At 54.5% G+C, this 23,814-nt stretch carries 24 protein-coding genes; 7 read left to right on the top strand and 17 right to left on the bottom strand.

Features of this window, described 5'->3' with window-relative positions; genetic code table 11:
* Positions 1–594: 594 nt before the first annotated feature.
* A complete protein-coding gene (locus AC4NMM_RS07900; RefSeq protein ID WP_491924018.1) occupies positions 595–2,742 on the bottom strand; it encodes a type B DNA-directed DNA polymerase in 2,148 nt (715 codons plus the stop codon).
* Positions 2,743–3,122: 380 nt separating this feature from the next.
* Here AC4NMM_RS07900 and AC4NMM_RS07895 point away from each other — a divergent pair, with 380 nt between their 5' ends.
* From AC4NMM_RS07895 to AC4NMM_RS07885, 3 genes are all read left to right on the top strand, one after another.
* Positions 3,123–3,671 carry a DUF7342 family protein gene (locus AC4NMM_RS07895; RefSeq protein WP_491924024.1) on the top strand — a complete coding sequence of 183 codons (549 nt, stop codon included), beginning with the start codon at positions 3,123–3,125 and terminating at the stop codon, positions 3,669–3,671.
* Entirely contained in the window at positions 3,668–4,150 is a 483-nt protein-coding gene (locus AC4NMM_RS07890) for a toxin-antitoxin system TumE family protein (protein ID WP_491924017.1), read from the top strand. Before AC4NMM_RS07895 ends, AC4NMM_RS07890 begins: the two co-directional genes overlap by 4 nt.
* A gap of 160 nt (positions 4,151–4,310) precedes the next feature.
* A complete protein-coding gene (locus AC4NMM_RS07885) occupies positions 4,311–4,766 on the top strand; it encodes a MarR family transcriptional regulator (protein ID WP_491924016.1) in 456 nt (151 codons plus the stop codon).
* A gap of 48 nt (positions 4,767–4,814) precedes the next feature.
* Here AC4NMM_RS07885 and AC4NMM_RS07880 read toward each other — a convergent pair whose 3' ends face one another.
* The 15 genes from AC4NMM_RS07880 to AC4NMM_RS07810 form a co-directional block, all read right to left on the bottom strand.
* A complete protein-coding gene (locus AC4NMM_RS07880) occupies positions 4,815–6,593 on the bottom strand; it encodes an MBL fold metallo-hydrolase (protein WP_491924015.1) in 1,779 nt (592 codons plus the stop codon).
* An 8-nt stretch (positions 6,594–6,601) separates the two neighbouring features.
* A complete protein-coding gene (locus AC4NMM_RS07875) occupies positions 6,602–7,408 on the bottom strand; it encodes a hypothetical protein (protein ID WP_491924014.1) in 807 nt (268 codons plus the stop codon).
* A 299-nt stretch (positions 7,409–7,707) separates the two neighbouring features.
* Entirely contained in the window at positions 7,708–8,364 is a 657-nt protein-coding gene (locus AC4NMM_RS07870; RefSeq protein ID WP_491924013.1) for a ribonuclease H-like domain-containing protein, read from the bottom strand.
* Positions 8,361–8,678 (bottom strand): DUF8156 family protein, encoded by a 318-nt coding sequence (locus AC4NMM_RS07865; protein WP_491924012.1) that lies wholly within the window; start codon positions 8,676–8,678, stop codon positions 8,361–8,363. The genes AC4NMM_RS07870 and AC4NMM_RS07865 overlap by 4 nt, the downstream gene beginning before the upstream one ends.
* Before the next feature lie 2 nt (positions 8,679–8,680).
* Positions 8,681–9,619: a P-loop NTPase family protein gene (locus tag AC4NMM_RS07860; RefSeq protein WP_491924011.1), complete on the bottom strand. Its 939-nt coding sequence runs from the start codon at positions 9,617–9,619 to the stop codon at positions 8,681–8,683.
* A gap of 418 nt (positions 9,620–10,037) precedes the next feature.
* Positions 10,038–10,526 (bottom strand): DUF8154 family protein, encoded by a 489-nt coding sequence (locus AC4NMM_RS07855; protein WP_137717180.1) that lies wholly within the window; start codon positions 10,524–10,526, stop codon positions 10,038–10,040.
* Positions 10,519–11,184 (bottom strand): nucleotidyltransferase domain-containing protein, encoded by a 666-nt coding sequence (locus AC4NMM_RS07850; protein ID WP_491924010.1) that lies wholly within the window; start codon positions 11,182–11,184, stop codon positions 10,519–10,521. Before AC4NMM_RS07850 ends, AC4NMM_RS07855 begins: the two co-directional genes overlap by 8 nt.
* A gap of 268 nt (positions 11,185–11,452) precedes the next feature.
* Positions 11,453–13,153, bottom strand: a complete 1,701-nt coding sequence (locus AC4NMM_RS07845) for a DUF2254 family protein (protein ID WP_491924009.1) — start codon at positions 13,151–13,153, stop codon at positions 11,453–11,455.
* Between the two features lie 13 nt (positions 13,154–13,166).
* The gene (locus AC4NMM_RS07840; RefSeq protein WP_491924008.1) at positions 13,167–14,195 is read right to left on the bottom strand and encodes a Cdc6/Cdc18 family protein; all 1,029 of its coding nucleotides are present in this window, start codon (positions 14,193–14,195) and stop codon (positions 13,167–13,169) included.
* 155 nt (positions 14,196–14,350) lie between these two features.
* On the bottom strand, positions 14,351–14,566 hold the full coding sequence (locus AC4NMM_RS07835; RefSeq protein ID WP_491924007.1) for an exodeoxyribonuclease VII small subunit: 216 nt from the start codon (positions 14,564–14,566) through the stop codon (positions 14,351–14,353).
* A 42-nt stretch (positions 14,567–14,608) separates the two neighbouring features.
* Positions 14,609–15,979: an exodeoxyribonuclease VII large subunit gene (gene xseA / locus AC4NMM_RS07830; protein WP_491924006.1), complete on the bottom strand. Its 1,371-nt coding sequence runs from the start codon at positions 15,977–15,979 to the stop codon at positions 14,609–14,611.
* A 32-nt stretch (positions 15,980–16,011) separates the two neighbouring features.
* A complete protein-coding gene (locus AC4NMM_RS07825; RefSeq protein ID WP_491924005.1) occupies positions 16,012–16,923 on the bottom strand; it encodes an ADP-ribosylglycohydrolase family protein in 912 nt (303 codons plus the stop codon).
* A 108-nt stretch (positions 16,924–17,031) separates the two neighbouring features.
* Entirely contained in the window at positions 17,032–17,388 is a 357-nt protein-coding gene (locus tag AC4NMM_RS07820) for a DUF8165 family protein (protein ID WP_491924004.1), read from the bottom strand.
* Between the two features lie 160 nt (positions 17,389–17,548).
* A complete protein-coding gene (locus tag AC4NMM_RS07815; protein WP_491924003.1) occupies positions 17,549–18,346 on the bottom strand; it encodes an alpha/beta fold hydrolase in 798 nt (265 codons plus the stop codon).
* 48 nt (positions 18,347–18,394) lie between these two features.
* A complete protein-coding gene (locus AC4NMM_RS07810) occupies positions 18,395–18,820 on the bottom strand; it encodes a DUF6884 domain-containing protein (RefSeq protein WP_050022895.1) in 426 nt (141 codons plus the stop codon).
* Between the two features lie 121 nt (positions 18,821–18,941).
* On the opposite strand from AC4NMM_RS07810, the gene AC4NMM_RS07805 reads away from it, so the two are divergent.
* Positions 18,942–20,180 (top strand): hypothetical protein, encoded by a 1,239-nt coding sequence (locus AC4NMM_RS07805; RefSeq protein ID WP_491924002.1) that lies wholly within the window; start codon positions 18,942–18,944, stop codon positions 20,178–20,180.
* A gap of 126 nt (positions 20,181–20,306) precedes the next feature.
* On the top strand, positions 20,307–20,774 hold the full coding sequence (locus AC4NMM_RS07800) for a hypothetical protein (RefSeq protein WP_491924001.1): 468 nt from the start codon (positions 20,307–20,309) through the stop codon (positions 20,772–20,774).
* Positions 20,775–20,983: 209 nt separating this feature from the next.
* Here AC4NMM_RS07800 and AC4NMM_RS07795 read toward each other — a convergent pair whose 3' ends face one another.
* Positions 20,984–21,943 carry a hypothetical protein gene (locus tag AC4NMM_RS07795; RefSeq protein WP_491924000.1) on the bottom strand — a complete coding sequence of 320 codons (960 nt, stop codon included), beginning with the start codon at positions 21,941–21,943 and terminating at the stop codon, positions 20,984–20,986.
* 54 nt (positions 21,944–21,997) lie between these two features.
* Here AC4NMM_RS07795 and AC4NMM_RS07790 point away from each other — a divergent pair, with 54 nt between their 5' ends.
* Positions 21,998–22,927: a hypothetical protein gene (locus AC4NMM_RS07790; protein ID WP_491923999.1), complete on the top strand. Its 930-nt coding sequence runs from the start codon at positions 21,998–22,000 to the stop codon at positions 22,925–22,927.
* Positions 22,928–23,201: 274 nt separating this feature from the next.
* Positions 23,202–23,669: a hypothetical protein gene (locus tag AC4NMM_RS07785; RefSeq protein ID WP_491923998.1), complete on the top strand. Its 468-nt coding sequence runs from the start codon at positions 23,202–23,204 to the stop codon at positions 23,667–23,669.
* Positions 23,670–23,814 lie beyond the last annotated feature (145 nt).

The raw sequence follows: 23,814 nt of genomic DNA, 5'->3' as shown, positions 1-23,814 counted from the left end.
CACCCCCCGTGTTCGATGTGTAAAGTCGAGATCGGAGCGGGACAGAATTCGAGAGAGTCCTGAACTGGGATCGGTGAGTCAGAGAACACGAACCAGCCGCTTCCAAACCGGATCCTCTCAAAAGACTGAAATAGATCAAGCCACGAAGTCTCGTGACCTCCCACCCCCCATCATCGATGTGTAAACAGCAGGGGGGTGGAAGGGGGAACTCACGTGGAGCAAATCACGAAAGTCGGGTTTGACACGACGAGACGGTTGAAAACAAGGAATATCGTGTATGAAGACGAGAGGCGTGGTGGAGCCATTCGTGTTCGGCTAGTCGAAGTTTCACTTCTCCTAACCTTCACATCTAATCCCAGTACGGTTCCGGTTATAACGCAGTATATATAAAACTTCGTCAGACAATATACATTGCTTACGAGAATATAGATTCGACCGCTGAGGCGTCCTCCTTCATGTTTGTGGTCTCATCGCCGGTTTTCGCCGTTCTCTGGTCGTCACCCCCCCTCCCTCCTCTCATGTTTTTACACATCGATGACGGGGGGAGGGAGTGTGGCTGTGGTTCTCTGCTGGAAAGTATTCGCTGATCGGTCACTAGAAATCGGTTAGCTCTAGCTCACGTGTCCCTGCGAGTTCTCGACGGATCTCCGTCCGATCCCAGCCAAGCGGTGACAGCACACTCTCGACAGCTCTGACGAGTTGCGTCTCGTAGTACGACACATCGTACGACTCGACCTCCTCGTGAGTCAACGCGACCCGTTCTCGCGAGCTTTTCTCGTCGTCGACGACCACGTACTCGATGTCTTGGCCTGGATGAACAGCGAGATCATGATCGCGAGCCCGCTTCAGCGCCGCCACGTTCTGGGTGTTCTGTGTATATCCTTCGAGTGGCTTGGAGACACGATTTTGTTCGACGAGTTGGTCAATCGGCACCGTTCCAGTGTGGAGACGCTTGATGGCGTCTTGGAGACAGTCGAGTACGGCGTCCGGAGATCGAGTCGCGTCGAACCGTTCGAGACAGTCCCGCTGGATGTCCTCGATAAACGACGGGGTCGACCGCTGGCGAGCCTCGATCCCACGTAACTTGAACCCGTCGTTGCCAGCCACCTTGCCGAAATACTTCGTGAGTGCACCGGCATCACTCTCGCGCTGCGGGACGAACGCCACCCAGTCGTAGTGGGCTTCGTGTTCGAGCCGGATCTCGACCTCTTCCGTGATTGCCGTCGCGAGCGTCCCGAGGTCCTCGCGGTCCTCGTCGTCGACGTCAGGGTCCGGCGTCACCCAGATGGAGTCGACGATGCCGTGGACGACCCGCCAGCCGCCAGCTTCCAGCCGCTGTTTCGCCGTCAGCAGAATCTCGCGAGCGAACGCGTTGATTGCCTCGTGGCACTCGATGCGGCCGAACTTCGCGTTGCTGAACCCTTGATAGCCGAAGCAGGCGACGAGGATCCACTTTAGCGCTCCCGACCGCCCCTCGAGTTCTGCCAGTCGGTCCTCGTCGAGGTCGTCTCGTTTCTTCTCGCGACGGATGGCCGCCTTGATCTCGTCGCGCGCGTCGATGATCGGCTGTAGCACGTCGACGAGGTAGCCCCGGTCGTCGCAGATCGAGTACCCGAGGCCGGGGACGTCGTCGCGGTCGCTGTGGCAGCTACACCGGATGACGTCCGGCGAGACATTCCGGGTACAGATGATGTTCGGGTACAACGAGGAGAAGTCGAGTTCGTGGACGTTCTCGTGGAGGCCGACCTCGGGAGCGAAGATGAAGCCGCCGCGGTCGGCGTCATGGAGCGTCCCCATTGGCTTGTAGAACTCATGGCGCCAGGAGTTCCACGGGACGAGGACGCCGCGGTCGTGGGCCTCGCAGATCTGGATCGCCGTGAGCACGTTCCCGATCGACGCCCACGCGAGCTCCTGGACGGGCTTTTTCGAGCGCGACACGAGGTCGAGGATGCCGTCGAGGTTCGTCTCCCCGTAGAAGAACGTGTTCGACTCGTCGATGATCGCTCGACCGGGCACGTTGTACCGCGCCGGGGAGTGACCGACGCGGCCGTAGCTTGAGTACGTCGACCGGCTCGCGAGCTGCTGGTAGTCGACGTTCGGCCACCGACTCAGCGAGAAGTCGTCGACGCCGGCAGCCGTCGCCATCTCGTACAGCGTCGGGACGATCTCGCTCGTCGAGCAGACGAGGATGTCTGGATCATGTGTTTCGATCGCCGCTTGGACGGTGGTGAGGATGTCTCCTGCTGACCCGGTAACGGTCTCGCCGGCAATTGTGAGCTCGCTGTACGTGTCTTGGCCTATCTCGGTGACTGGAACACCAAGCCGGAGTGTCGACAGCTCCGCCGTCGGCGTTGGATCGCAATTCGTCTCCAGACAGTACCGGAACTCCCGCGAGAAATCGACGTTGAAGCAGGCGAGATCGCCGACCGGATGCGCTGATAGTTGGCGTGCCTGTCGCGCAAGCGGTGTGACGCGGTCGACGTGGTTGACATCGACAGCCAGAGCGCGCTCGTCGTCACGCCTGAAGCCGGAGCGCCGCGACACGGATTCGGTCGCGACGACGTCAGGATGCCGTTCGTATAGTGAATGAAGTTGTGTAAGATCGATGTCGGTGTCAGGGTCACGTGCTGCGACGAAGAAACGGGGCGTGTAGTCGTCGCGTTCGGTCATGGTGGCGCCATCATCGGTCGCTTCCCATTCAAGAGCGCGACCATCGTCAAGGAAATCGACTTTGAACGGCATTTTCGTAAGTCACCCACCTTCTCGTCTCTACACCGGAGTCTCGCATAATCGGCGGCGTGTCTGTTCCGGATTTCGGGAAACGGAGATTGTCTCGACAAGAACAGCGTACTCTCGCGGGTTCGCTCTGTTAACCCTACTTCCAGAATCGTTTCCGGGTTTGTTAGCTGAACATCCGGTAGCGTGTTAACCAACAGAATGACCGTCCTACAGATCGTTGTTGGTTAAGACTGCTGTGGACAGTCCTCCATATCTTGGATTTAGTGATCAATATACTACCCCACATATTATTATACCGCTCTCCCGTTGGTTGGCACATAATGTCCGAAGAGCCGTCCCCACCCCACCGAATGAGCCCGGATGGCGGCACCGAACACCGTGACGTGAACGATGTCGTCGAAGAGGAATGGATCGAGGAGACGACGCCGTTTGAACGAGTGTACGAAGTCATCTCTCGTGTGTACGATCCGCTGTCTGCAGCACAGATCGCCGAGCGTGCCCGCGTCTCACCGACCACGGCGCGAAAGCACCTGCGAACGCTCGAGAGCGCTGGTGAGGTAACGACGTCACAGGACGGTCAGACGACACACTACCGACGGTCGGAAACCGCTATCGTCACCGAACACGCCCAGTCGCTCCTCGCGGAACGGACGCCCGAAGAGATCGCGTCCGGCATCGCCGATATGAAGTCGCAGATCCAGGCGTGGCGCGAGGAATACGGTGTTGATTCACCCGAGGAATTCGCCCGAGAACTGGATATCGGGGACGCCGACAGCGATCATGGTGCGCTCCTCACAGAATGGCAAACGACGCGACGCAACCTCGCGCTCGCACAGGCAACACTCGCGATCGGTGAGGTGAGTCAGACTGGTCACCTCACTGGCACGGACACGGACGACGATGGTAACGGCGATACATCCATCGTCGTATGAGTGACGACGGAGATCCCCCTCACCATATTCAGCCAGACGAGCAGTCTGAGGTGTTTGGTCCCATCGACGCCGGGGCACTACGGGAAATACGGGACCTGTTTGTGGACCTAGAGCCGCTGGTCCAGGCGGCGTCATTAGACGACTCCCTGAATCCACAGACACTTTCCGTTGAACTATCCGACGGCGTCGGAGCGGCATCAACCGCCCGGATAGATGTCCGGTGGAGTCTCACCGGGAACTACGCCGCACACTATACAGATGCCCAAGACCGAAATTTTCGGTTCGACTGCCATCCGAAACCCGACGCGCCGCGCCGACACTTCCATTCACCTCCCGATGCTCTGAGCCGTCCTGTCGACCCATCTTGTATTGCTGTGTCTGAAACAAGCCTTGTGACGCGAGCGATTCTCCAGCGGTGGCGATACGCCTATACGAATGGAACATTCGATGGGATCAACGACGCAGAAAATCCGCCATAGAAGCCTTGTCGGCACGGGTTCTTCTACAGGATCCGTGTTTTCAGAGCACAATCAACTGCTCTTCCATTGTGAGTTACTCACCTCGATGGACCAAATTGTTGGATGGTCTCGCCGCAACCATCGTAAAAAATTTTAATATGGTAGGGAACCAACTACTTATATGACTAACTCGCCCGACCGAACGTCAATTCCTGACGGCGGTTCGCTCCGACGGCGTGACGACTCTAATGAGGGCGATAACGGGTTCGATCTAGACGTTGAACTCCCTGAAGACAGCCTGTTCGATCTTGACGATTACTTGAAGATGTACGAAGTGGCGTCTAAGCCCAAGCAATATCTAATCCTTGAGGCGCTTGCGGAGAATAATCAACTCAGCACCAGCGAACTGTCAATGGTACTTGGTGAGGAAGATAATGCGCTCCACTATCCGATCCGGACGCTCAAGGATGTCGCACTCATCAAGAACCGACGCGATCCGAATACGGGGACTGAAGAGACCTATTCATACTACGAACTGACAGAGCTAGGACGGATCGTGTTGACCGAAGGGATCCGCGAGGGTGTCAAAATACTGGCTCGGCAAGAAACCGCTCTCGAAGACAAATACAGCAAGTAGTGCCAATCTAATGACTTGTGGATCATTGACTATTCCTGAACCCCACTCTCACCCGTTATCAGTTTCATCCTCCTCTATTTTACGAGCGTTCCGTAAGGCTGCTAAATCGTCTGTAAGTGTGTCTACAATCTCCTCTAGTGCGACCACACGTTCCTCAAGGGTGTCCGAGTGGGTTTCAAGCTCATAACGACCGGTGGAATCTTCGGTGCTGGACTGGCCTTGGTCTGCGTTTTCGTCTGTAACTAAGCGAGGATTCGCCGGGATCGGATAACCAATCCGAGTGGCAGATACCAAATTTGCATCCGTGTTATCTACCAAGAACGGCCGAAATTTCTCTTGTGCGTCCGAAGATCCGTGGACCAATGAGATATGTGTGGGATCAGCATCTCGAGCAAACTCTAACAACCGATTAGCTGCAGCGTGACCACTCAATGAGACCGACCGTACCCAATTAGTCGGGACGTTGATTGTATATCCAGCGTCGGTCTCGGAGCTACGAACGTCGCTGCCGTCATCTACATCATCAATATTGGTTAGTGGACGTGTACTGACCTGTAATTCGGCAGTATCTCCGCTAGCCTCAAGTAGTTCTCTTCCAAGTGTTTCCTCGGCTTGGTAGCCGGTAAATATGACCCGTCCCTCTTCGTAGTTTTTCACCATCTCGAGAAGATACGCCGGAGATAATCCACCGGTCAGCATCCCTGAGGGGGCAATGACGATTGGTGCTGATTCCCCATCGAAAATTTCGTATCGATCGTCAGGCTTCGATGGGCGCCAAGCACACTCGGGTGTGAATGGCTCTGAATCGCCTGCATTAGCTCGGTGTTTGTTGATCGATTCCGTGACGTACTGACCGACAGAATACGCGTGGTAGATGTCGGTTGCTTCCGTTGCCATTCCATCATAGACAATCTCAATATCTGCTATCTCATCATCGGGGAACTGCTGTAGCCGCCGTTTGAAGGCCTGCATGATCTCTTGTGCACGCCCTACTGCAAAGCTCGGAATAAGAACCGGAATTCCCAACCGAGCGGCATCAATTGCTTCTTCAACGAGTGTGTTACACGCATCACTGAACGAATTGTGGTTGGTCCGATTCCCGTATGTGGACTCCAAAAACAGAGTATCAACTGAGGGGGGTGCTTGGATGTCACGGAGGTGTTGCGATCGTCCTCCAAGATCACCTGAAAACAGGATTCGACGACCAACAGTTTCGACAGTAATCCACGCGCTCCCCAGTAAGTGTCCAGCGTCGCCAAATTGTAGATTCAAATGCTCTCCTTCGATATCGGTGAATTCAGAGAGCGTGTATTCACCGTACGAGATCGGTTCAAACCGGGATAACACCTCTCGTACATCGCCCTCTGTGAACCGTTGTTCACGCCCGGGCTTCTCGGTGTTTTCTTTGTGGATCTTTAACGAATCATGAAGGAGTTGGTGTGCAAGCGCCCCTGTGGGCCGTGTACAGACGATGGGCGCATCGCGGCTCAATTTGTTCTTGTGCTCAAGTATAGGAAGTCCACCAATATGATCGATATGGGCGTGCGTCAGGAATACTGCATCAAGATCGTTTGACCCAATCCCCCGGAAGTCAGGGAAGGAGACGCCGTTCCCAGTACCAGACCCTTGTTTGAGCCCACAATCTATGAGATATTCACCATACTGGGTTTGTAACTGGTAACAGCTCCGACCGACCTCGCGAGTGCCACCTCTAGGGATTATCACAACAGGAGCGTCAGAATCTGTATAGTCAGCTGCTTTTCCCGGCTGTTTCCAGAGCACGGTCGCATCATCTTCAGATGGATCGGTAGGTTGTGTAGAAGGCATCGTTTGAACTACTGAGATAGCACCTGTTCTGCGTAGAATTTCTCCTGTTCCTGTGTGCGACCCCGGAACGTAACGTGCTTGAGGAGATCTGTTTCAGCGAAGGCTGGCGCAAATTGGTCGAGATCAGTAAGCACACCGTCGAGAGGTCGTGCACTGTCTCCGGTGTATGATACATCTGACAACTTCCAAATTCCCGGAATCGCGCCACGTTTGCCTGCCTTTTCAGCTTCGGGCTCTGTGTAGTACCGTGCCCGACCGGCCTCCATTCGCGTATCTCGTGATGCCCGTGACGGTTTCGCGATGACTTCATCCATTCGAGTCAATTGAAGCGGTGATCGCTTCTTACCGGGAAGCGCATCACCGAGCTCTTCGCGCACCATATGTGCCGTGAAACCCGATGATTGTTGGAAATACAGCATTGTCATCTCACCCTCTTCTTCATAGAGTGCCGGCTTTGCGACCGGCTGTCCTTCATCTGAAGTAAGGTATCGTGGGGGGATCTCAACAACGCAGAGCCCCGCTAGGGATGTCCGATCTGGATCAGTGCCAGTTTCCTCCTCAAGATGGACGAGGATATCTCCGAATCGGTCTCTGAACTCATGTGGTTTCCATACTGATTTTCGATCAGGAGGACGTTCGGCTGGATTGTCGAAATGGATCGTTGTCGGAGGTATGTACGGTGTATCCTTCGGTTTTCGCAACGACACTGGATACTCAGGAGGCCGGAATGTAGAGTCTGTAACATCGTTTCCTGATGATCGACTCAATTCAACTTGAGCGGTGACTGGAAATACAGTTCGCGGAAGGCTATCCACCACTTCAAGAGGGTCGAATCCCTCTAAAATCACTGTTCGCTCTGTTTCTGAATCGACGGAACTTGGTGATGACATAATTAATCACTCAATACTATCTATTTACGCAGACCCGGTGAAAAATGACGGCATACCGAAGTGAAAGTGGAATAATCTCCCAAATTTTGAGGCAACAAAGTATACTCAATCGAGTAATTATTAGGAAGCAATTCTTGGATTAGAATATGACTTAGGATTCTCCAGACTCCTTTGAGAGAGGCTTAAACTGGATCTTCTCGTCTCTCCCGATTGACCCGTCTGTCTTAGTTCTCATTTATCACCGGTTCAAGTGACTTCATCGAAAAATCTGATTTCGAGCAGTATCGTTCGGCGACGTCCATCAGCGCTCGAGTGCGCCGTATATCGGCGACGTTGTGAAGTACGACCGCTTCGAAATCACCAGTCTCCCACGCGTCGACGGCTTCGCTACTTTCTTCGAATGGATCGACTGTACCGTGGCTGGAAGCCACGAGCTCGTCATACACTCCAGTGAGACTGTTCTCACTCGTATTGAACCGTGAGGAAAAGACCTCCATCACGTCGATGTACGGCAGCTCAGCGAACGGCCACTCACGTCCGTGATGACTGAGCCGCGTTCGAAGAAATGGCAGATCGAATCCACCCTTCCAGGTTTCCCCGTTGTAGGCAACGAGCTTGACATCTCGCTGTGCGATCGTGGCGTCGACGAACGTCTTGACGGCGTCCAACAGTGTGTCCTCATCGTCGTGAACAGAGAGCGTCACTGGCGTGGTGAGATAGTCGTTCACTTGCTGTTCGATATCTGAGGCACACGCACTCCCGTCTGTATTGAGGAACACTCGCGAGCCGATTTCGGCGTCGAAGCCGACGACGGTCAGCTGGTCAGTCGTCGAAAATCCCGTCGTCTCGATGTCGAATGCGATCGTCGCGAGTGTACTCATTGGGGTTCCTCGCTCGCTTCTTCATCGGGTCCTTGCGTATCGGTGCGCTGTTCGTTGAGCCGGTGTTCGAGCGCTTCGAGGCGTTCCTCGTGGTCTTCCAATGTGGCCTCCTGTTCGAGATCGATACTGAACAGCGCCGGCACCAGTGGATTCTGATGGTTCAACAGCCCGCTCGCGTCAGCGTGTTCGCGAGCGTACTCGAACAGTTGGTCGAAGCGTGGTTGGTCACGGCGACGGAGCGCCCGTCGGAACTCCGCCCAGCGGTCTTCGATAGCCCGCAGCGCATCCCGATATGTCGGGTTCGTGCGTCCCATTGTTAGCGCCCCCCAGGTGCTGTCCACGCATCGAGGAGCGGACTCGCGGTGAGCGACATCGCCTTGCCGTCAGCGGTCACTCCTGTCCCGACACCTGCCGGAGTCGACGTTGACGACGAGGGTGTCGCCGGTTCGAGGCCAACCTGCGTCGCCCGCGCAGCGAGTAGCTGTCGCCAGTAGGCGAACGTGGTCTGGTAGTAAGCACCGTCATCAACGGGATAGACGAGTGTCTCGAACTCGTCACCGACGAGTCGCGGCCCCATCCGGGTTTGCTCACACTCAAGATGATGATTGGCGGCCGTCGCGACCGATGCTGTGAACTCATCGATCGTACTCCGGGTCACGAGTACCGGGACGTCGTAGCTGTCGGCGTACGTCGCTAGCCGAGCGAGGGTTCTCGCTTGGAGTGTTTCTGCGTGCTGCTCGTTGAGCGTCTCGTCGCTGCGGTACTGGGCGTCGACGGCCGGCGCGACGATGAGCGACGGGGTGTGTGGAGACGAGTCTTCGCTGTGAGTCGATGACTGTCGACTGGATGTGCTGGTGACGGCGGTCGATTTCTGGATGACTTGGTTTACTGCCGTCGGGAGATCATCGACAGCGCCGTAGTGCTGATACGCGGTGAATCCGCGTGCGACGTGGATCCGGTCGAGCAACCGCTGGCTCGGTGTGATCTGAGCCAGCGTCGTCGTCGTCGCGTGACCGTTCGCATCAACCCAGAAGGCGGGCCCATCGTGTACCAGGAGATGGTCAAGCACGAGCGACTGGAGGATTGGGACGCCACGGCCGCCGTCAACGTCGAGCAGCGTGATGCCGTCGTCGAGTGACGGTAGGAGCATCTCTTCTGTGGCTGGGTCGGCTTGATCGGCCAAGGTCCGATTGCGGTCAGCCCCCCGTGTCGGCTTGTCGGCCGCCATTCGGTTCGATGGTGGGTAATCTCCCATACTCGATAACTCGTCACGCTCTCAATAAGCGACGGCGCGGCGCTTCCGGACTTCCAGAAAGGAGTGTACCAGACGCTAATTCGAACTCAGTCACCGGATCTTGAGGAGTGGTAGACTGTTTCCAAGACTCTTTCCGAGGTGGCCGTCGCCTTTGATCGCCGAATTAACCAACACTTCGGTATCTCCCGGCAATTTGTTGGTTAAGCTAGTTAGCATCGTTGTACCGAGCCCGTCGATGATGATATCTGTAGATATGATATTCTAGAATATGATTATTCAGAATATTTTTATTAGACACAACAGAAGCCACGGCAGCTTTGACTGGAACAGTTCGTCGAAACTGCGGCCGACACGGTTCTTGGTCTCGAAGACATTCGTCCTGATTGTTGCCCGCGACCCAGGAAACGCATCATACCGGTCAGGCTCGACAGATACACTCGTGTGATACCCGTGTCATATCGATGAGGTGGCGGTGGATATCGTCGGCAAGCCGGTACATTGCCTCTGCCTGTTCCTTCGTTGCGATACCGAGTCTGTAATAGGTCTTCGTTCGGTTTCGGTTCCACAGCTCGGCAAGCTCCTCTCCGAACGCGTCGTCGTAGAGGCCTATCTCGGCACCACGTTGGTAGAGTCGGCGGTGGCTACTGATGACCTCCGCCGCGGACATTGCCCCATCGTGGATCAATCGGAACTGGATAGTGCGCTCGATGGCGACGAACGCCGACTCGATCACGACCGTGTAGTACCCTTGGTCGAGGAGATTTGATCCCACCTCCAGCAGCCGACAGGCACGGCGAAGTTGGACCAACTCCGCGTCGTCGACATCTAATCCCTCCTCGATCGTTCCGGGACTGCCCTCGAAGGTCCGCTCGGCTTCTCCCAACTGGTCTCGGATATCGTCATTCATCGGCATACACCTCGGTTCGGAGTTCGGAGAGTTGGTCGGAGCTGACCAACGTGATCCCGTCGTCGAACTGAGGGCGAAGTTGATCACCGATTCGTTGGACGCTGTCCGTCGATTCGACAAGCGGCTGAAACGTGTACCGATTCCCTTCGAACCGTTGGTCTTCGAGATCGCTAACAACCGTCTGGACAGTCCGGCGAGCTGCCGTTTGGTCTTTGTCGACGATCACCAATAGGTCGATGTCGCTGGCCCTATCTGCCTCTCCCCGAGCGACGCTTCCGAACAGGACGACCCCGACTAATCCATCCAACTCGTCCTGAAGTCGTTGTAGAAATGCCTGAACTGGTTGGTGGAACTCGCTCTGCGGGATCGAGAGAATTGGATCTGGTTTTGTGAGCCGTTCACGGTTAATCTGGACCTGCTGAGTCCGCCCGTCTGGTGCGATCTCGATGACATCAAGCTCGGAAAGCAATGTCACCGCCTTTGAGATCGTTCCCTTATTTGCCCCTGTGAGGCTTGCGAGTTCGCTCATCGAGTATGTCGCATACGGCTGATCTATGAGAACGTTGAGAACGTCCTGCATTGCCTGGTATCGGAATACCCGATCCTCCGGAAACGGATACTGTAACTCTATTGAGATCGACTCTTTCCTATTAGGCATACGATTCCTATTAGGAAACGGTGTAAAAATCTGGCGGTGAACTGGCCAAATTACGGCGTGCTAGACTGTAGCCCTCTGAGTTCGGCTTCTATGTCCGCAGGGCCTCTCCGACTCGTGCCTCGATCATCTTCGTAAGCTAGGGTTCAATAGCAGAGTAGTCGGACCATCTACTGGTTCTCATCACTTGTACTGAGAGATTCGTGAATCCCCTCTCTATGTCATGGCGGTTCCACTCTGTTATCTAATGGTGTGTCTCTAGGCGTACAATTTACTGATTAACTCCTCCATCTAAGTCTTCATCAGTAGGGGGCTCACCAACCCGTCCAAAACGTCTCCCTCGGAATATGAAGGGTTGAGTATTAATCCATTCTGTAAATGTCCGGTCGGGGTCTTGGAGTATCGGTGTTTTGTGGCCGGTGAGTGGATGTTTAATGGGATCAACCCCTCCCGGTATGAAATCAATTCGAGCAGTCGGGTCGAGGCGACCGTCCTGAATCTTTTCAACGGTTTCCTCACCGATGTCGCGAGTGACTCTGTGACGTCCATACGAGTCAAATCCAGACATGATGTCAGAAGACGACTCTCGGGCGATGTACTCCAAATAAAGCGTCGTTCCGAACCAAAGCTGTGCCATCTCGTCTAAGTTCATCTGGGTGAGAGAATCGAGACCACTAGACCAGCCACTAGCCACACTCTCCCACCTTACGATCTGCTGTCCTGTCTTGAGCTCATATCTGATTGCTGCCGATGTTAGTTCTGCCATTGAACCGTATACACTACCAATCAATTGCTCCACAGGGGTCACCGGCTCAACGTGCTCGCTGTTCTGTGCTCGGAGCCACTGATGGTAAGTTAGATCATTTACCTCCATATCGGATTCAGCAACCGTTGAGATGAGGCTTGGAAAGTGGCGAATCAACAAGGAAGTGTAACTTTGGTTTCGACCATCCTCTATATCCCGTTTCATAATGGATGAAGCGGCTGTCCAGCCAAGAAATCGAGCACTAACTGCGGAACCAGTATAGACTTGATTTTCTGCTGCCGCACTAACTAGTTCTTGAGAGGTCTCAATAACTTCCGTTCGAACTCGCTCCACATTTGTCTCGTAGGGGAGGTTATCGATTAAGCCGGCTTGCCCCCGTACTACGTGTTCAACCGCTCGATTGGAATCCTCCTTAATTGCCGCCTCCCCGATCGTCCCTGCTGTCTCAGTAGATTGTATAGCTGTTTCAGTCAGTTCCTCATTAACCGCTTGCTCCAGAATCAGGGGGAGTTGGTCTTTACATACGTATTCTATTGTCTGATCAACTGGAGAGTCTTCTTCGGCTTTCCCATTCTGCTCGATAAGCGCTGAAACTCGGTCTCCGAAGATTGAGAGGCCTAGTGCGGAACTCGCCCGATCATGCTCTTCGATTGTGGAATTGATTACAGAGATAAGCGTCTGAAATGGATCTGGGTGAGCTGCGTCGTCGGCTGATAACTCAGCTTCTTCCAGCATCGATTTTGGCGTTAGCTTGTCTTCGATGTGCGATAATATCCCCTCGGGAGTCGTTCTCTCTAGTATCTGATTCACAAATCCGTAGAGAGAAACGAATGAGCCAGCCGCTAGAATACCAGATGACGCGAGTACGACTCTAAGGGTAGCATCGGAAACTGCCCCCACAACAAAGAGACCAAAGATGTCGATCGCGATAGAAAATGCGAAAACCCCAACTGTCACTCGGTATGTGGAATCTGAGCTGAAACTCTTCGCAAGCCGTGGGGAATACCGTGAGGCAGAGAGTCGTACTCCCAAAATGACGATGGAGAATACAATCGCGAAGATACCAGCTTGTACTCTTGCCAGCGTGCTCAAAATACTACGAGCTGTCTGTTGATTTGGAGTGTGGCTGCTAAATATTGCTATTCCAATAGCAGCAATCCACAATCCAATGAAAGCAACCCAGAAAAATAGGGATCTTCGGTTCATAGCTCACCAAATTTTACGAAACCGGCGACGCAGCTGCTGAATCAACGAGTGAGTACTTGCGGTCTCGACTCGTCCCTTCTGCTTCCAAGAGATTGTACTGTGCCATCTTCGAAAGGTAGGTCCGGACGGTGCGCTTCGTCCGCGGATCGTCGACCGCCTCAGTATACCGGTCGTGAATCTCGCTGGGTCCAAGCGGGCCGTGGTCGCGAACAATATCGTAGACGACCCGCTGGTGTGGTGTGAGCGAGTCGAGACTCTTCTGCTTGATTTGGGCCCGAGCATCTTCAGCAGCGTCTCTGAGAATGTCGTTGGTGATCTCTTCGTGATTTTCGCGATCAGCTGTGCTGGCTGCGCTGCGAAGCATCCCGATCGCAAGACGAGCGTCGCCAGCGGCGGCATCAGCAATCTGATAGAGCTGCTTGTCGGTGATGACGCCGTTTTCAAGGCCCCACTTCGTTCGAGCACTCAGAATATCGTAGAGTTGCTCGTTGTGGTACTTGTCCATCCGGACGTGTTCGCTGGAGCGAAGCCGACTCACAAGGCGGTCGTCGACGCGGCTGAACAGTTCTTCTTCTTTGTTCGCGATACAGATCACCGCGAACTGCTCCATACTGTGGAGGTCGTAGATGAGGCTCGGGTCTTCGAGTTGGTCGACCTCGTCGAGGATGACGACGGTTCGAGGGCCGTCGTACTGTTGGAGCCGATCAATGAGCTCGTCGTGGGGTGTCGACTGGCGATGGATGTCTATCGTGGCCCCGATGTCGTCGAGGATCTGGTACAGCGTTCGGAAGCGGCTGTAGTTTCGCCAGCAATTCACGTAGGTGGCCTCGACGTCGAGCACTTCCTCGCGGAGCCGTTCGGTAACGAACTTCGAGACACAGGTTTTACCGACGCCGCTCGGGCCGGTGACGATGGCCGTGTCAGCCGGCTCGCCGTTCGTGATCGGTTCGAGAACGCTCGAGAGGTGGTTGACTTCGGCGTCGCGATGCTCGACTTCTCGAGGGACGAACCCGGCGCGGAGGACGCGAGCATCACGGATCATTTGGGTCTGCCAGAGTAATTTCCGGTCTGGTTATAAAAACCTCACCGGGTCAGTTCCAGAAAGCTCCTCATCGCCGTTAGATTGCTTCTTCTAGAGCTTCGCCGTCCCCCGATTCTGATTGTGGAAACGCTTCGTTTCCGGAAACGTCCAAAAATTCACTCGGCGCGCTCTAGCTCGGCGTCTTCACCGTCAATCTCGATGAGCTCACCGTCGCCAACGTCCAGCGCGTCACGAAGCTTCTCAAGATGGTCGTCTGCCTCTTCGCGGAGTTCCTTCGCGGTGGTGAGATCAACCTCCCCATCTTCGAGTGTCTCGGCAATCTCTTCAAGTCGATCGATTGTCTCGGCGATGTCGACCTCAGCCTCACTCATGGTCGATAGTTATTCGCGGAGTTCTTGAATACCCTGTTGTACTCACAGAATTCCACCTGCCCATAGTGCGACACCGAGCAGTAGCAATCCAACGAGGACCAGGATGACTATCCGAAGCTGACGGGCTTCCTGCTTGGCTTCTTGGACGTCCGTATCCGTCTCGATGTCTCGATACGCGCTTTCGATCCGGCGCTCGAGCGCTTCAGTTTCTTGATTGATGTGTGTCTCGTACGCCCGATCAATACGGGTCTCAAGCCCGCCAATGCGTCCACGCGCTGCCCGTACTGTAACGGCCTCTGTCTCCGCCGCGTGTTCGATCTCTTGGAGTGCCGTCTCGATTCTGTCGTCGACCACATCGAGGCGTGATGCTGTAAGTGTCGTGTAGGCGGTATCGATCCGCTGTTCGAGATCAGCTGCTCGCTGGATACGTGCCTGCCGGGTTTCTGCCGCCCGTTCGAGTCCCACAACGGCGTTTTCGATCCGTCGATTGAGCGTGTCAAGCTGCTCGCTGACGACTGTTTCGTACCCGATTTGGAGCCGTCGTTCGATGGTCTCGACCCGCTCTCGGATGGTGCTCATCTCAGGTGTCGCCACGATCCCCGCGTCGGTCGGCGTCATTGCCACTCTATCAGCGACATCTTCGGCGAGGGTCTCATCGTCTTCGTGGCCCACAGCGACGACTGTTGGGGTCACACAGTCCGCGATTGCTCGGACGACGGGCTCCTCGTTGAAACACCATAGCGTGTCGTCTGCGCCGCCACCACGCGTTACGACGATGGTGTCGATGTCCGGATCTCGATCGGCTTGTTGGAGCGCCCCGACGATCGATGCTGCGGCGTTTTTACCCTGAACGGTCGCTCCAAAGAAGGTGAGCGTCACCCCCGGTGCGCGTCCCCACGCGGACTCGCGGAAATCTTCTCGAGCCGATCCAGTCAATGAGGTGACAACACCGATGTTTGAGGGAAACTGCGGGAGTGGCTGTTTTCGGTCGGCATCGAAGAGGCCCTCCGCATTGAGTTCGGCACGCAATGCCTCCAATTCCTGTGATCGATCGGAATCGCCGACCGGCCAGTAGTTTTTGACGTTGAGTTGTGTCCGGCCACCTTCGGCGTAGAAATCGACGTTTGCCCGGACGATTACCTCCTCGCCTTCGGTGATGGGCTCGTCGATGCGGTCGCGATAAGACGACCACACAATACACTGGATTGTTTCCTCGCCGTCGACGTCTCGGAGTGTAAAGAACGTCCCGTAGCCCTTCGCTGTCACATCGGATACTTCGCCGACAACGTAGGTCGGAAACCGCTCCGCGGCAGATTCCAAGGTGGCAGCAATTTCGTTGTTGAGCCGAGACACGGACCATGCTGACTTCTGGGGTTCCGTATTTTCTGATCCGGTATCGTCGTCGACGGCCATTCAGATCTGGCTATGACGTTGGGTGGTTTAGTTCATTCCTCTGGTCGGTCAAGCTCCGTTGCTAGTGCTTCGAGTTCGTCTACTTCATCAATCGCTGTCAGCCACCGGTCCGGGAGCTGAGACGCGCCAAATCGGGCACCTGCGATGGCACCTGTGATTGCGCCGATCGTATCGGTGTCTCCACCTCGGTTGACGGCTGTCACAATTGCTTTCTCGGCGTCGGTGGTATGTAGCCCATCGTGGAGTGCTGTCTGGAGTGAGTGGATAACGTAGCCCGATGTCTCCAGCAGATCGGGTTGATCGCCACGTGCCAGTGGCCTAAGCGCGGCAGTCAGTTCATCCGGGGCGCTTGCGTCGACGTAATTGAGAGCGTCCTGTAACGGGTTGTCGACATCGTCAAGAAAGCCAGCAAGTGTGAGATTCAAAACGGCGCAACCGTAGGTACACCGTGGATCTGCGTGCGTGATCTGTGAGGATTGTCGACTCACTGTGACAAGTCGCTCCCAGTCGGTTGCGTATGGTATCGCGAGCGGTGGACACCGCATCACACTCCCATTGCCTGCGTTTTGGCCTTCGGGACTAGTCTCCCAGACGTGCTGGCCAGCCTCGCTCCAGTCATCGCCGTGTTTGAGTCGACTCAACGACTTCATGGTCATCCGGCCGATATCGAATGGGTCACTGTCGTACCAATCGACAAATCGAGACGCGATATCTTCTGGATCGAACGCTTGCTGCTCAACAAGACTGCGGGCAATACAGAGCGCCTGCTCAGTGTCGTCGGTGATTGTTCCCGCCGGCTGGTTCCACGTCCCATGGCCAATCATCTCGTTGAGTTGACCGTGCTCGGCCGCAATTGAGGATGCTGACGAGAACTCAACCGGTCGGCCAAGCGCATCCCCACACGCCAACCCCAAGAGGATCCCACGGGTTCGATCTGAATCCATGCGTAACTCAACTATGGCTCTTATGGAAAAGTGTGGGTTGGTAGATCCGTTTCATAGCAGCCATATTTAGGCTGTTTGGGGCACTCTTGTGTGTCGCCACGTCCACAGTCAGGCGTCGGCGAATTCGGCGAGTGAGTGGTTCGGGCTATTACTGTTCCATTTGCCGATCTGGATGAGTTCGAACGCCTCTAGTGAGGCGTCGATCGTGTCGGCGATTTGCGTCTGGATCGCGGATGGAAGGCTTTCGACGGGGATCGCAGTGAGCGCATGCTGAGTGAGGTGGTAACTGGATGCGAGGTTCGTCGGAGCGATGATAATCACGCTTGCCCCGTCGACGTCGGCAAGTGCGAGCTGAGCATCCCGATACTGGTGGACGGTTGCATCCAGTTCCTCAACGGGAAAGAGGTCGTCAGCAGCACCGTATTCAATACTTGCTCCTGCCGAATTGTAATGTCCCTTGAGCATAATCAATTTGTGGTATATGTTCTATAGACATTAGTTTTGTGGTCGATGAGGCGCTGTTCTCCTCCACTACGCGCCATGCTCTTCGCATGATCCCGGAGCTCTAGATTCGAAGTCGTCTGTGTCCGACGATGAGACGCTGACTCGTGTGCTGGACACACTATTAGGAGCGTGCTGTAATGAAGGACGAAAGGACGTGGTTGAACTGCTCAGGCTCTTCAAGAAACGGACAGTGACCACTATTGGAGAAGCGTTCAAGCTGAGCGTCAGGTGTATTGTCGGCAACGTATTCGACACCACCATTCTCTAGCATCGTTTCGTCTTCACCAAGACACACGAGGGTGGGAACATCCACATCGGGGACCACCTCCCGATAGTCGCGTACTGATTGGTCGAAGAGAATTGCGCTCGTGATTGAGGGAGGAACTCGTGTGATCTCATCGAAGAGCATCTGTTCAACAGAATCTGGTTCATCCACGAGCATCTCGTCAATAAGGGACCACGCCAGCTCGTGTGGGTTGGTTTGTGCGAGCTCCATGAGTCCACGAAGTTCGTCAAAGCCGAACACACCGTGCTCGTAATCCTCCTGTTCAAGATCGAGTGGCTGTTGTTCGACACTTACGAAGCCGCGGAATCGGTCTGCCCCAAACTGACGAACGTATTCCCATGCCACGAGCGACCCCATCGACCAGCCGACCAGAATAACATCAGAAAGGCCCTGTGTGTCAAGGAACGCTTCCAGGTCACGAGCATACTGTGGCAGCGTATGTCCGGTTTCGGTTTTCTCGGAGCGACCGTGGCCTCTGAAATCGAGGGTGATAACCTGATACTCGTCGCTGAGCGATTTCTGTTCGCTGAAGAATCGGCTACTCATCAACACTCCGTGGAGGAAAACAACCGGTACTCCGTCGCCATCTGATTCGTAGTACAACTCAGCCCCGTTGACTGATTCCGTTGGCATATTGGCAAATATGTCTAATAGTTGTTAGCTGTTATGACGGCGACGTGTTCAAATGCGATCGTTGTACCACGCGAGGGTTTCACCGAACTGTAACCCGTCGGTCGGGACTGTGAATTCAACACTCGTCTCGGAAAGCAACGGTGTGAGTTCCTCGTGGTAATCTCGTCCAGCGTGGAAGACGAGCCGATTCCCGTCACCAAGCAGGCCTTCTTTGCGTAACTGCTCAAACACGGTTTCTGCCCACTCTCGCTTCGTATCCACAGACGCACCACTCAGCGTCTCATCATACGGTTCGATCGGGTCTCCGTCCGGATCGAGCAGATGGTGTTTCGCGGAGAGGATATACCACGCATCGTGATTTGCCTCGACGTACTGCCGTGCCTTCCTGAAAAACGCCGACTCAAGATACAGATTCTTCGGTTTCGCCGCCTCCTCACGCTTACTCTTTGTACAGCTGATGAGTCCGACTTCCATACGGGGCGGTTGTGTTGTCGATCCTATAATCGTATTTGATGAGGTGCCTGCGAGTACGCTGTAAGTTCCGAGTGTCTCGATCCCCCCCAACTATATCATCTAACCGTCAGTGAACAGGATAATGGCAGTCACACTCGCTGAGCCATCGGTGCTTGCTGCCGCGAAAGACACGCTGTATCCTGCTATCGACACGAGTCCCGATCAGTACGCGGTCACGGAGACGCAGTTCACCCAATCCACGTGGGGCGGCTGGACCATTCCGCAGGCGCTTCGAGACCGGCTTGCGCCGTACAACACGCTCCGACTCAATGCTGGTGAACCCGACTTACTCGGCGTTGGGATGCCAGCGACTGAAGTGCTGGACGCTGACGCAGCCACGACACCAGTAACGGTGATCGAAGCGAAAGGGCATAATTCTGACCCGGCTGCTGCGGATGTCGCTCGCGGCATCAACCAGGCGCACGCTCATCTTCCTGAAGTCAACCTTGGGTACGTCGCTGCGCCGACTCCCAGTGTCACCGATACGGCGCGCGCACAAGCCCGGAATCTCAACGTCGGCGTCATTGCTGTCGACGATTCGGAATCCGCCCGTATCGTCGAGCCTGCTCGGGTTACTGGGGCCGGTGAGTTTTCAACGACGATCGACGCGGTGCGACTCCAAGCATCCACGCACCAGCTCACCGACGGGAGCTTTCCGGTAAACCACCCGAAAAACTACCTGGGGTACGCGCTGGCACTTGCTGCCGACGGCGATACTGACGCTGTCTACGCTGAAAATGTCATCAACGCCATTTCTGGTGGGCGACGTGGGGCGATTCTGTTGAACCTCGTCGACGATCAGCCCAACGGGGACTCACTCACACACCTCGGTGCTGAAGTCGTCCGCTTCGCTCGCGATCAGCACGGTAGTGTCACGGCTGCGCTGGCCGAGTTCGACACGTGGACTGGTAGTCGAACACGGTTCACCGAGCTTGCTCCGCGATGGGCACAGCTCGCACGCTCTGTCGCTATCCAGTACGAGCCGACGCGACTCATCATCACCGCACTCGAACGGCTTCACGAAAACGGAGTCTCTGAGCCAACGCTTGCCGATGTCGCTCTGGAAGCTACGCGTATTAATCAGCCACTCGCCGTTGAGGTGTTCTTCACACAACATCGTCGTGATGCTGTCCTCACCGCTGACGGAGAGATTGCTGAATCAGAGCTTTCTGACCCCAGCGTGTATAAATCTGGCATCCACTTCCAGTTCAAGTATCAGCTCTACCATCTTGGCATCCTCACTACTGGTGGCACAGACGACAAGCAAGCCGTATTGAACAATCCGTGGCGTTTGGAGCATTCTATCGGTCTCTCTCGGTAACTGCCTCCCAGTAAGTGTCTCCAGACGTTGATCTTGGCACCTTCGGCAACCGGACTCCAGCAACGTTGCGACGTTCTCACCCCGCTGCGATAGTTATAAGATAGATTCGCGTCCTCTGGGATTCAGATGACATTCTGCGCCGATTGTGGTGTGTTACTCGCACCGGGTAATGCCGAGGAATGCTGTGATAACTGCGATCCGGACGGTGCTCCAACCGTTTCTCGTGAGAAGGGAGATCTAGTATCGTCGCTTGAGGGGCTTCAGTCAACAAAAAGCGGTCATATACTGAAGAAAGATGCGGTGAAGTGGCTCAACTCTCTCGACAAGCCCAATCAAGTGGAACTGAAGAGATCAGTTCTTCCGAAACCGGCGGGGTTCGAAGGCAGCACTCACGAGACCGATATCTCGAACATTCGAATCTCCGGCGATGCGAGATTCGTCGAAACGTTCGCGGGGCTGATGACGTGTCTCCTTGATTTTGAGGACGACGAGACGCGTGTTGAGCTTAATCTGAGTCGAACCAAAGTCCGAGATACTAAGCAATACACTGGAAACTACGCTCTCTATCTGTCGGTTGCTGAGCGGGGGAGTTGACCGGTTAATACATTCGCCTCACAGCAGGCTGTTGCTGTAAAGAGAGTCGTGGCTACGATTCGCCTCCTCGTCGTCGACGTGATAATTGATGCCTCTACTTTACTCGACTCATCCAGCGAACAGATGGCCCTGAGATCGATCTTGGATCAACTTGTGTAATCTGGCTATCGTCATTTAATTCTATGACATGCTCCTTGGCTAGATCTAACCTATCGAGGAATCAGATTACGTGCTTCAAAGAAGGTGTTAAGAGCTGCATTGACCGCCGACTGTCGCTTATCTTCAGAAACAGATTCACCACTAGCATTAAGCAACTGAGCAACTCCGTCCTGCCGAAGGCTGAACAATTCGCTATACTGGTCGAGCGTCAAACCCATCGTGGACAACTGATAGGCCCCACCTGTCGCTGAAATGTCGGGAAGGAGCACATCTTGAGCGTCAGCCAGATTGGCCTGTGCGTCATCGAAGCGTGACTGTTCGTAGGCCCGAACGCCGGCCTCAATGGTAGTGGCCGAATCCAAATACGATTGCTGGGCTCGAATGTACCTATCAAATATCTCTCGTTGGGTACGGAGAGAGTCCAGAACCGCCTGCTGGTCTGGAACAAGTGTTCGACCTTCTGATGTGACTTCGCTTGGAGCGTTCTCAGCTTCCGCCAGGTTCCTTATGGACTGTTTGAAAGAATTAGTGTCTAGTTTGGAGGCTGGGTCATATTCGATCCCCCCGGTATGTCTGAGTACTTCCAGCTCGGAGTCACCAACCGAAATGTAGAGAGAATCCGCGGCAGCCAACGATGTCTGAAGTGTGCTGTAGTACGCTGTTGCGGTACGAAGAGTGCTGATTCGCTGCTTGATTTCCGGATCATCCGGGAAGTCGTCGCTGAGAATCGTATTGACTGCGTTAATGGCTGCTTCGACTTCGTATTGAAGATTCCTGCTGGACTGTGGATCTCCGATATCTGCCTCATTGAGAGTGGTAGCTATCGCAACGAACCGTGTCTCAGCGGTTGTGAGCCGATCCTCTGGTGTCGGTTCTGTTTCCCTGTCCTGCCCAAAAAATAGCGACCCACCACCGATCGCAGCACCCCCGAACAGGAGCCGACGTCGCGTAATCTGCTCACGAATATCTTCCGCCTCTAAGTCTTTAAAAAACCTATTTAGATCATCCATTACCTGCTCTACCTGTCTATAATACTTAAATTCTTCCGGCGCAACAACCGAGCTATGGCAGAACCAGATTCGGAAAGACTGTCTGAGATACAGTCCAAAATCCAATCTGGGCTGCGGGTACACGCACGCGGTCAGAGACGTGTCCAGTCAGTCCAACTTGCTGATGATCTCTCTACAGTCTACGAGGAACTTGATGACGCAGCGATCCCGACTGAAGGTGAGGTTGATGATGTGAGTTCCTTTTTCAGTACAACCGATCGAGGACTTCAGCGAACGCGAAAAGCCGTTGAAGTCGTCGAAGACAGCCTTGATATCGGACTCGGACACAGCAAGCTCGCCCGACTGGCGATGACGGGAGCACAATTGAGTTCTGGGGTTGCCTTGGTGATTGCGACGCACAATCTCTTGATTAGTGCGAACAATCTGGATCTGGCACGTGCTTCGGTTGGATCAATTCAGGATATTGCTGCTGAGCGCTTTCACGACTTCTATCGGGCGATTGGACTGTTTGTTGCGGAGGCCATCCTGTTCACGACGCCATTCAACTATCAGATTGCGTGGCGAGGGACACGGTATCTGAATAATCGGTTTCTGTATACCCTCCGGCACAGCGGGTCCTCAGGCCCGATTGACACGGCGCTGAAGGGGCTTCATCGGGTCGTGATGAGTGAGACCCACTACGCGATTCGTGGGATTGTGCCGGCGGGGCTTCGAGCTCCAGAGGAGTTTGTGACGTATCTCACGTCAATGGTGACTCAGACGCTGGCGTTACTGTGGAAATTTACGGATATGGGGGTTGGAGAGATCCGTGGGAAGGCTGAGGAGATCGTCGCTGAGTATCGAGAATTTGTCGTGGAGACGTATGAAGTGGTGACTGCTGATGTGGATGTTGATGCGGTAATTAAGAACGCTGTCGCCCAATTTAGAGGAGAGCTGGATTTTTTCAGATTGGCATCTCTGTATCCAGATTCGAATACTATGTAGATTGCTCCGCCTACCCCTGCTACTATCCTGCGCTCACTACCAAAGTATTAACCAACAGATCCGCAACAAAAATAACCTTGTTGGTTAAGAAGACCGATCTCAAACACCTTTCTATGCTTGATGACGAACAATACTGATGATCGAAGCCTTTGATCTCACCGCCGGCTATCACTGAGTAAATTATTGATCTAATGATCCTGTGATCTGATGATCTGGTGAGTAAATCGTTTCACGTGATTCCCCTTTTAATATTCATCCGCACTACAGGAGTAACATGGGCCTCGGTAAGCGGATACAATCCAGCACAGTCCTCGACAAGCACACGTACAACGCGGCCGAGGAGGTAAACTCAGAGTTTCACACGAAAGGTGATCTCGGTCCGAAGTATAGACGACATCTACTCGTGGAGTACCGAGAATTAGAGGGTTGTCCGGCAAAGCGAGATGAGAACGGTAAGCTGCGTAGTTCTAAGCAGGCACAACTCGACCGTGCGTGGCCAATAGTCGCAGAACGATTTGATCGAACGCCGGAAGCGATTCGGAGCTGTGTGATGAAAATGTACGACGATGTTGATCTTGACGCAGTTGGGGAACGAGCCGAAAAGGCGGAAGACGACGAATTGCTGGCTGAGGTTGAAGAGTATCAAGAGATGCCGATGACCGGGTGGCTACGAAAGGAATTTGACGAAATCCTAGAGCTGGCAGCTGAGCGTCGGAATCAAAAACAGGGCGACGGTGAGTAAGTGAGGTCGCCTTCTGGATAGCTTTACACAATCGGTTTTCTCTTCCCAAAGGCACTCCGCAAGGTCAGGGTCGTGCCGGAACTGGAGGACTTGGTATCCCGCGATGAAAGCACTATGATGGTCCACGAGTGCGATGTCGTTGTGC

The sequence above is a fragment of the Halorubrum sp. SD41 genome, assembly GCF_058630335.1.
This window is presented reverse-complemented; position numbering and strand designations above follow the sequence as displayed.

Bases quoted from the DNA above. Each gene is read 5' to 3' on its own strand.
- AC4NMM_RS07795 (WP_491924000.1), bottom strand. From the start codon at position 21,943: ATGGATGATCTAAATAGGTTTTTTAAAGACTTAGAGGCGGAAGATATT.
- AC4NMM_RS07860 (WP_491924011.1), bottom strand. From the start codon at position 9,619: ATGGGAGATTACCCACCATCGAACCGAATGGCGGCCGACAAGCCGACA.
- AC4NMM_RS07815 (WP_491924003.1), bottom strand. From the start codon at position 18,346: ATGCCAACGGAATCAGTCAACGGGGCTGAGTTGTACTACGAATCAGAT.
- AC4NMM_RS07865 (WP_491924012.1), bottom strand. From the start codon at position 8,678: ATGGGACGCACGAACCCGACATATCGGGATGCGCTGCGGGCTATCGAA.
- xseA (WP_491924006.1), bottom strand. From the start codon at position 15,979: ATGGCCGTCGACGACGATACCGGATCAGAAAATACGGAACCCCAGAAG.
- AC4NMM_RS07785 (WP_491923998.1), top strand. From the start codon at position 23,202: ATGGGCCTCGGTAAGCGGATACAATCCAGCACAGTCCTCGACAAGCAC.
- AC4NMM_RS07825 (WP_491924005.1), bottom strand. From the start codon at position 16,923: ATGGATTCAGATCGAACCCGTGGGATCCTCTTGGGGTTGGCGTGTGGG.
- AC4NMM_RS07845 (WP_491924009.1), bottom strand. From the start codon at position 13,153: ATGAACCGAAGATCCCTATTTTTCTGGGTTGCTTTCATTGGATTGTGG.
- AC4NMM_RS07840 (WP_491924008.1), bottom strand. From the start codon at position 14,195: ATGATCCGTGATGCTCGCGTCCTCCGCGCCGGGTTCGTCCCTCGAGAA.
- AC4NMM_RS07790 (WP_491923999.1), top strand. From the start codon at position 21,998: ATGGCAGAACCAGATTCGGAAAGACTGTCTGAGATACAGTCCAAAATC.
- AC4NMM_RS07800 (WP_491924001.1), top strand. From the start codon at position 20,307: ATGACATTCTGCGCCGATTGTGGTGTGTTACTCGCACCGGGTAATGCC.
- AC4NMM_RS07900 (WP_491924018.1), bottom strand. From the start codon at position 2,742: ATGCCGTTCAAAGTCGATTTCCTTGACGATGGTCGCGCTCTTGAATGG.
- AC4NMM_RS07810 (WP_050022895.1), bottom strand. From the start codon at position 18,820: ATGGAAGTCGGACTCATCAGCTGTACAAAGAGTAAGCGTGAGGAGGCG.
- AC4NMM_RS07885 (WP_491924016.1), top strand. From the start codon at position 4,311: ATGACTAACTCGCCCGACCGAACGTCAATTCCTGACGGCGGTTCGCTC.
- AC4NMM_RS07835 (WP_491924007.1), bottom strand. From the start codon at position 14,566: ATGAGTGAGGCTGAGGTCGACATCGCCGAGACAATCGATCGACTTGAA.
- AC4NMM_RS07880 (WP_491924015.1), bottom strand. From the start codon at position 6,593: ATGCCTTCTACACAACCTACCGATCCATCTGAAGATGATGCGACCGTG.
- AC4NMM_RS07805 (WP_491924002.1), top strand. From the start codon at position 18,942: ATGGCAGTCACACTCGCTGAGCCATCGGTGCTTGCTGCCGCGAAAGAC.
- AC4NMM_RS07820 (WP_491924004.1), bottom strand. From the start codon at position 17,388: ATGCTCAAGGGACATTACAATTCGGCAGGAGCAAGTATTGAATACGGT.
- AC4NMM_RS07890 (WP_491924017.1), top strand. From the start codon at position 3,668: ATGAGTGACGACGGAGATCCCCCTCACCATATTCAGCCAGACGAGCAG.
- AC4NMM_RS07870 (WP_491924013.1), bottom strand. From the start codon at position 8,364: ATGAGTACACTCGCGACGATCGCATTCGACATCGAGACGACGGGATTT.
- AC4NMM_RS07855 (WP_137717180.1), bottom strand. From the start codon at position 10,526: ATGAATGACGATATCCGAGACCAGTTGGGAGAAGCCGAGCGGACCTTC.
- AC4NMM_RS07850 (WP_491924010.1), bottom strand. From the start codon at position 11,184: ATGCCTAATAGGAAAGAGTCGATCTCAATAGAGTTACAGTATCCGTTT.